This window comes from Exiguobacterium sp. UBA6282, from assembly GCF_002440475.1.
Lineage (GTDB): Bacteria > Bacillota > Bacilli > Exiguobacteriales > Exiguobacteriaceae > Exiguobacterium_A.
Genome location: NZ_DJUM01000018.1, coordinates 10,928 through 18,151, shown reverse-complemented (window position 1 = coordinate 18,151; position 7,224 = coordinate 10,928). Strand labels below are relative to the sequence as shown.

11 protein-coding genes and 1 pseudogene are annotated in these 7,224 nt (G+C 44.3%); 7 read left to right on the top strand and 5 right to left on the bottom strand.

Annotation, left to right across the window (positions count from 1 at the left end; all coding sequences use genetic code 11):
• Nucleotides 1-227: 227 nt before the first annotated feature.
• Both B2751_RS04895 and B2751_RS04890 read right to left on the bottom strand, forming a co-directional pair.
• Nucleotides 228-410 carry a hypothetical protein gene (locus B2751_RS04895; protein WP_290750087.1) on the bottom strand — a complete coding sequence of 61 codons (183 nt, stop codon included), beginning with the start codon at nt 408-410 and terminating at the stop codon, nt 228-230.
• A gap of 128 nt (nt 411-538) precedes the next feature.
• Nucleotides 539-1,174, bottom strand: coding sequence for an NAD(P)-dependent oxidoreductase (locus B2751_RS04890; protein ID WP_290773288.1), 636 nt, complete (start codon nt 1,172-1,174; stop codon nt 539-541).
• A 164-nt stretch (nt 1,175-1,338) separates the two neighbouring features.
• On the opposite strand from B2751_RS04890, the pseudogene B2751_RS04885 reads away from it, so the two are divergent.
• A pseudogene (locus tag B2751_RS04885) lies at nt 1,339-1,777 on the top strand (Rrf2 family transcriptional regulator).
• An 11-nt stretch (nt 1,778-1,788) separates the two neighbouring features.
• On the opposite strand, the gene B2751_RS04880 reads toward B2751_RS04885, so the two are convergent.
• Together B2751_RS04880 and arr are read right to left on the bottom strand one after the other, a co-directional pair.
• Nucleotides 1,789-1,965, bottom strand: a complete 177-nt coding sequence (locus tag B2751_RS04880) for a hypothetical protein (RefSeq protein ID WP_155960154.1) — start codon at nt 1,963-1,965, stop codon at nt 1,789-1,791.
• 146 nt (nt 1,966-2,111) lie between these two features.
• Nucleotides 2,112-2,513 (bottom strand): NAD(+)--rifampin ADP-ribosyltransferase, encoded by a 402-nt coding sequence (gene arr / locus B2751_RS04875; RefSeq protein ID WP_290773285.1) that lies wholly within the window; start codon nt 2,511-2,513, stop codon nt 2,112-2,114.
• Nucleotides 2,514-2,706: 193 nt separating this feature from the next.
• Here arr and B2751_RS04870 point away from each other — a divergent pair, with 193 nt between their 5' ends.
• The 3 genes from B2751_RS04870 to B2751_RS04860 all read left to right on the top strand — a co-directional run bounded on the left by B2751_RS04870 (nt 2,707) and on the right by B2751_RS04860 (nt 4,248).
• A complete protein-coding gene (locus tag B2751_RS04870) occupies nt 2,707-3,246 on the top strand; it encodes a hypothetical protein (protein ID WP_290773282.1) in 540 nt (179 codons plus the stop codon).
• Between the two features lie 140 nt (nt 3,247-3,386).
• Nucleotides 3,387-3,806 carry a MarR family winged helix-turn-helix transcriptional regulator gene (locus B2751_RS04865; protein ID WP_052019029.1) on the top strand — a complete coding sequence of 140 codons (420 nt, stop codon included), beginning with the start codon at nt 3,387-3,389 and terminating at the stop codon, nt 3,804-3,806.
• A 19-nt stretch (nt 3,807-3,825) separates the two neighbouring features.
• Nucleotides 3,826-4,248, top strand: coding sequence for a MarR family winged helix-turn-helix transcriptional regulator (locus tag B2751_RS04860; protein WP_035408199.1), 423 nt, complete (start codon nt 3,826-3,828; stop codon nt 4,246-4,248).
• A 107-nt stretch (nt 4,249-4,355) separates the two neighbouring features.
• Here the strand turns inward: B2751_RS04860 and B2751_RS04855 are convergent, their stop codons facing one another.
• Nucleotides 4,356-4,685 carry a hypothetical protein gene (locus B2751_RS04855; RefSeq protein ID WP_290773279.1) on the bottom strand — a complete coding sequence of 110 codons (330 nt, stop codon included), beginning with the start codon at nt 4,683-4,685 and terminating at the stop codon, nt 4,356-4,358.
• A gap of 466 nt (nt 4,686-5,151) precedes the next feature.
• On the opposite strand from B2751_RS04855, the gene B2751_RS04850 reads away from it, so the two are divergent.
• The 3 genes from B2751_RS04850 to B2751_RS04840 all read left to right on the top strand — a co-directional run.
• Nucleotides 5,152-5,535, top strand: a complete 384-nt coding sequence (locus B2751_RS04850; protein WP_290773276.1) for a hypothetical protein — start codon at nt 5,152-5,154, stop codon at nt 5,533-5,535.
• A gap of 155 nt (nt 5,536-5,690) precedes the next feature.
• Nucleotides 5,691-6,776, top strand: a complete 1,086-nt coding sequence (locus B2751_RS04845; protein ID WP_290773272.1) for a GGDEF domain-containing protein — start codon at nt 5,691-5,693, stop codon at nt 6,774-6,776.
• 62 nt (nt 6,777-6,838) lie between these two features.
• The coding region (locus tag B2751_RS04840) for a YdeI/OmpD-associated family protein (protein ID WP_414655212.1) at nt 6,839-7,224 on the top strand (386 nt) is incomplete at its 3' end.

Sequence of the window (7,224 nt, the reverse complement as noted above, 5' to 3'; positions counted from 1 at the left end):
TGATGACTTCTCTTGCGTTGACGATCACGACCGCCTGTTTAACTTTTTTCTTTCTGCTTTACTATGGTCTTCGTCCGCATCTCGAATTACTGATCGTCCTCCCCTTTTTGATTTTGACGAGCGGCATCACGTTCTTCTTCGTCTTCTTGAGCGCAATGACTGTCATTTAACGTCACCAAAAAGCCCGTCTTCTTTAAGGAGACGGGTTTTGATCGGTCATATGTAGATCACGGTTTGGCATGAAGCTCTAGCAACGGATCGGTGTCACTCGGCCAATTGATTTGTCCCGTGTAATGATCCTCAATCGTCGCGACTGGTTCGGAACGTTCGAACCGAGACGGTTGCGTTGACGTCGTACAGACGATCAAGACAGCTAACAGACTGATGATACTAAAATATCGTCGCATCATGATGTATGCTCCTTTTGTCGTTTCTCTTCTCATTTTAAGCAAACTGCGCTGATTCGCCATCCGTCCTCCGCTGTATCTCTCACTCCGCCCATCAAAAAAGACCGACTAGATACGTCGGTCTGACAACGTTATCCTTGTTCACCAACGACGGAAAACCGTTCGTTGAGGTGTTGTCCCTTTTCAAGCTCATCCACTACAGCAATGGCATAATCCGCGTAACTGATGTAGCTCTCCCCTTTTGCATTTAGAATCATCTGCTCGCCGCCGACCGAATACGTTCCTGTTCGTTTACCGCTCGGATCAAAGAATCCAGCGGGGCTGAGATACGTCCACGTCACGTCTTGCTGTCCTTGTAGTTCGATCAGATTTTTCCCCATGTTCGAGGCTGTCGGATAATACGCTTCCGGGAAATCAGGTGTTTCCATGACGCGTGTCGAGTGACTCTCGTCAACGAATAGACTACCAGCACCACCGACAACGAATAGGCGCGTCGTACTACCTGCTAACAGATTGATCAAGTGACGCCCGACTTCGATATGTTTCGTCTCCTCACCGGGTGCTGCGTTAAACGCATTGACGATTGCGTCAAACCCGTTCAAGTCGTCTTTCGTCAGCGCGAGGACATCGCGCTCGAGAATCGTGACGTTAGCCGTCACTTTTGCCGCATTACGGACGATTGCTGTGACGTCATGCCCGCGCTCGATTGCTTCTTGTAGAATCAATCGTCCTGCTTTTCCTGTTGCGCCGATAACTCCAATGTTCATAATAATTCCTCCTTTTGATATGTAACTACTTCGATTACATGTAACCAATATAGTTACAAATAAAGTGTTTGTCAACATTATTGTCTCTATTCCCCGTTTCTTGCCAAATGAACAATACGACGTATAATAAGAGAACACTGTTTTTAAGAAGGAGGGGTCATCCGTTGGCCATCAGTACACGTTTTTCCGTCGGTATCCACATTCTATCGTTGATTGCAACCGACGAGAAAATGACATCCGACTTGATTGCCGGCAGCGTCAATACGAATCCGGTTGTCATCCGTAAAATCATGAGCATGCTCAAAAAAGCCAGATTTGATTGAAGTTCGTCCGGGTGTTGCCGGTGCGCGGCTCGCCCGTCCATTGTCTAGCATCACGCTGCTTGACGTTTATCACGCTGTCGCTGTCGTACCGGACAAGGAATTGTTCGGCGTCCATGCGGCACCGAATCCAGACTGCCCGGTCGGACGAAACATCCAATCGACGGTCACGCCAATCTTCGAGCTTGCGCAATCCGCCCTTGAGAAAGTGCTAGCTCATGTCACGCTTGATGATATCGTCAATGAAATCGAACAAAAAGAAGCATCGTCCTCGAAAGGATGATGCTTCTTACTTTAGAAAAACCATTGGTATAGCAAATATCCTCCACCAAGGATTACGACGACTGCAAGCATCTCAAGTCCGCGCATTCCGTCGTTTTGTCCACGAGGTACGGCACTACCAAGACCTTGATCAACACCATCGCGTAGATGATCGAGTGTTTGTTTCTTTTCTTGTTTGTAGCGAGACAATCGAATAACCCCCCCTTTTTTTACATATTGTACCATTATATCCTTCTCTTGTATGATGATATTAGTTGTTTAAATAAAAAGTTCATCATCAGCTGTTGATGTTGAAATAGCGAGTTTCAAAAAACGGAATGAGTAAGATTGATTTGTTAATCGATAATCGTGTCCTTCCCTTCTGCTCGTAACCGCTGAAGCGATGCTTTCATCGTCTCAATCTCTTCGTCCGTATGCCGTTCCCACGTTCCGAGTTCAGCGATGATCTTCACAGGTTCATTCGAACGATACGACCTGGTCGGATTGCCTGGAAATCGTTTGTTCGTCAAATTCGGATCATCTTCATACGCTCCGAGCGGCTCGACGAGGTAGATGTGCTCTGGAGCGTCAGATTGTGCGAGCTCCGCGCCCCACTTCGCTGCATCGAGCGTTGCCGTGAAATAAATATGTTGAAGCGGATGTTCTCGAAAATTCGATGCATGTCCCGGCTTTAATTCGTCACCGATTTGAAGTGTCGCTTTCGTACCATGGAAAAATGGACCTTCGACTGTTTTCATATACTCGCCTCCTGACTTGATACATTCAGTATAGACAGTAGATTCATCGAGATGTAGTCTGTTTCAAAACGAAATTTCAAGGTATACTTATAGCAAAAGAAGACAAATTTGTCGTCAGATTGTAACTCGTTTTTCATCTACCCGTCAGGCATGATGGGATTAGTCATTTTATATAGGAGGTCATCCGTTTAACGTGAAGTTCTTTAAAGCTTTAGCGAAAACCGAAGAGGCTGTCTGGATTCCAGAAGCCGAGTGGCAAACCGTTTGTAAGCAAGAAGGATTGACAGTGCCGAATCATCCACAAGAACAAATCGTTGGGCTTGCATATAATAATCAACGCCAGATTGTTGAGGTCACTCGAAACTTACGTCTCCCTTCACTAAGTTATTACGTTACGATTCTTGAACCACCGAATAGTCGATCGCTTGTCTCGAAACGATCCTATTTAACCGTTCTTTATGAAGGTACGAAACAGACGGAAAATACAGAATATGGTACGTTTTCTTTAATTGAAATCAATGTCAGAGAAGAAGGTCTTGGCGAACGCGGTTTGTTGCTCGAGGCTTTGATTCAAGACATTGTGAAAAAATTTAAGTCTTTTGTCATTCGTGGCGACTATGCGACGATCACCTTACAAGGACGCGTCTCTGAGATGTGCTTTACGAAATATGGATTCCAATTGAAGGATACGTATCTCACGTTATCAAGCGGTATACTTCCTGATCGGATTTGATTCGATCAGGATTTTTTATAGGTATATCGAAATAATGGAAAGTGATGGTTTTTCGCTCAAACTAGTAGCATGAGATATTTTTAATATGGTATGGTGAAACTAGTTCAACAGCAGTACATTCTATATTTAAGAGGTTCTCCATGACAACAACTACAGAGACATATCCAATGGCATGCTGGCATACAATTGCGACCTATCATAATCAACAAATCAAGCGCGTCAACGCTTTCTTAAAACACTGGGATCTGTCCCATACGAATCTGGAAGTATTACGTTGCTTACACACGACCTCATGCACGAGTCAGAAGGAAATCGCCGAACGGATCCAAGTGACCGATGGCACGATTTCACACGGAATCAAACGACTGTTCGACCGGCAACTGATCACGCGTCAACGGAAATGGAAGACGAACTATCTTCTGCTGACGGAAAAAGGAACAGCCATCCTACAAGAAGTGGTGCCCGCCTACGAACGTTTTCAACAAGAACAATTCGCCGCTTTGACGGCTCGACAACAAGAAGAATTGATCCGTTTCTTCGATAAGCTCAACCCTGCGTGACGAAAGAGGAGGAAAAAATATGACCTTCACATTCGAATCCTCGATGCAGCACTGGAACGCCATTCAGCGACTCCATGGCCGTTATTCGAAAGAAGTCAACGATGTGTTGAAACCAAAAGGACTCTCGAAGTCCCAATTCGATTTATTGATGACCTTGTATCACCAAGAAAGTGCGACGCAAAAATCACTTGAACGAACGCTTGAACTCTCAAGTGGCGCCATTTCACAAACGGTCAAGAAATTACTTGCTGAACATCTCGTCATCCGAAAACGGATCAATCGAGAAAAGCGGGTTTTGTTGACAGAACAGGGAACGAAGTTGATCCAAACGTCCGCTCCTGAAATCGAGGAAATCGATGATCGTTATTTCCGCGCCTTTACATCAAAGGACCACGAAACGTTTGATCAATTGCTGCATAAGATGCAGAGCGATCATTTTTAAATACTTCTAGTCGCTAAAACTTTGCAAGTCCTTCTCTCTTCTGCACGGTACAGGAGAGAGAAGGACTCTTTTTGTTATTCATTGGTAACATCATGTCGCGCGATTTTTTAATCTGACTCAGATATTTGCCATTCCTCTCGAGTCCACCATGCGATCAAGCTCGCCATTAATAAGATGCTCGCCCAGTAAATCAAGAAGGTATTGCCGTTAAAGTATTGACTGTTCATATAGGGCGAAGGCATCGACGTAATACTCGTTAAATAGTCCCCATCAATCGTTCCACGATCTGCAATGACTTGTTGTTTGACCAACACTTGATACTGGCTGAACTGTTCGATTTGATAAAAGATGCCACACACAAGATAGATCATCGTGCTAAATGATAAACCAATCAAGGATAAAAAACGTAACTGCGCTTCTCTTATCCATTTCAACATCAGAACGATCCCAATNNATTTGTTGTGGATATATTTGCGTCGAGCGACCCAAGGATACAAGAAGTCCACTAAAGATGCTCAATGCTACTATCAATCGGTCTACCTTCACGATTCTCATCCAATCATACCCTCCTTTAAAAAGTGTTCCTAATCAATATGACTACCTTCATTGTACAAAAAGGGGATATTTGAAATTTCCTTTTTCAGGAATAAAGGGTATGCATTATCTGATTTCGATTATCTATCGATTTCATTTTTTAATCAATCATGTTTGCAGGATACCGCTCGCATCGATCTCTCCCGCATAAATCGAAACCGGGACGTAAACGAGCGAAGCAAATAGTAAGTGCAGACTAATCGAACGTTGTCTATCAGAAAAATTCAAGATTCTTCCTTCTCTTTTGTAAATTTTTCTCGATATTCTGACGCCGTCGCGTAATAATAGATGAAAAGGAGTGGTCTGACCATGCTATTACGTCATATGACACATCGGCATCATATGAAATCCATCGTGACACGCGGAGGATTATCGCCGGCATTCCAAGTCGATGCACCAAAAGGCTTGATCGCGTTTGAAGTCGATCCTCCAAGCGAAGCGTACCAAATGCACTTTCATCAATTGAAGAGTGAGTGGCAAGATGGAGATATCGTCACCCTCGAATTCGACGGGGAGAGAATGCAAGCAGCAGGCTTTGAAATTCTGCACTCGAATGAAGATGTCCGCAATCAAGATGCAGAGAGATTAGGGGTATCCACCAAGGAAATTGGCTCGTTTGCATTCATTCATAATTTCGTCTCACTTGATTATCTAATCGAGTCTTCACGCGAGAAAATCTCAGAGTATTATTGATTTAGAAGAGAACCTGTTATTTTTTTTTAAAGATAAGGTAATTACGATACTTTAATACACCTTTAGAGTATGGTTGGTTTTATAGAATAAATATTTACTAAATAAATCATTTTATTGTAATTATCTTTCAGAAATAATTCGAGAGGAACACGAACATGTGGAATACATTGAATCATCTCATACTCAACGTCGCTCTAACCTTTTTCTTCGTGCTCATCTCTCTATTCTTTTTTAAGCGGTTTCAATTCCGAAATACGCTCGACAGTTGGCTGAAAAAAAATCTGTTAGTGCTCATTCTTGCAACCGGTGCCGGCTACTGGGTCATTCACAATGCCATCACCTATGAGGGATTTCGTTTCGATTTGTCGATTACTTTAATCGTCATCGCCTTCATCTATGGAGGCATCAGTAGCGGTTTCATTACGACGCTCGTCTTCGCTTCCCTTCAAACGTTTATTTTTCATTCCAATCATCCATTCTGGCTTGTCGGTACGTATCTAATCGTCAGCATCGTTGTCTTATACTTACAAAATGAAGCACCGGATCGCTTTATCTCGTTTCCGATCATTTTTTCAATCGCACTCATTCTTTGTTTACCATTCGTTCAACATGTTCGACCGAATGACGTGACAGCGATGACGGTATTTCTCGTCGGAAACGGCTGTGCCGGTCTCCTGCTACACAGTATTCTCCATCAAGTCCGCTGGCACTTCCATCAAGTCCGGATGCATCGGCGTCTCGCCTTGACGGATATGTTGACGGGACTTGATAATAGGCGCCATTTAGAAGAGACGGTCCAACGATATAAATCACAACAGATGAACTTTTCAATCATGATTATCGATGTCGATCATTTCAAACAGGTCAATGATACATACGGTCATGACCGAGGGGATCATATCTTACGACAAATCAGTGCCTTGCTTACGTCCTATTGTCCCCCTTCTTGTGTGCTCGGGCGATTCGGCGGTGAAGAATTCATGATGCTGTTACCGGAATATTCATTGCCTGAGACGCGTCGAATCGCGGAACAAATTTGTGAAGCCAGTGCCACGCGAACGTATGAGTTATCAGCGACGGAACCGCTACAAGTGACGTTATCGATTGGTGTGTCTCGCCAAACGCATCAACCGTCTGATAGCTATAATTTTCTGCAGACAATCCAGCAGGCAGACGCCGCTCTCTATCAAGCGAAAAAGAGTGGTCGGAATTGTGTCTTTCATCATGACCCGTTACGATAAAAAAGTGAAATCCCCCTCGTGTAACACGAAGGGGGATTTCGATATGAAAAGGAGGAACGAGCATGGAGATCACGGACGTCTTACGGTTCACTAATCGCGAGGACTTTAGACAGTGGTTATCAGAACACGCGGAACATAAGTCGTTTTGTTGGGTAATCCTCAGTCGAAAACAGACAGGAGAAGGTTTACTCTATCTTGATGCCGTCGAGGAGGCACTTTGTTTCGGCTGGATCGATGGAATTGTGAAGAAAACAGCGGACGGTGAACTGGCTCAACGATTCACACCGCGCCTAAAGAACAGTAACTGGACCGAACTAAATAAGGAACGGGTCCGTCGCTTAGAACGGCTCGGTTTGATGCAACCGTCCGGACGACAGGTTCTCCCGGATATGCGACCTGATGCGTTCGTCATCGATGACGCCATCCAGGCGCGTCTACAAGAAGACCC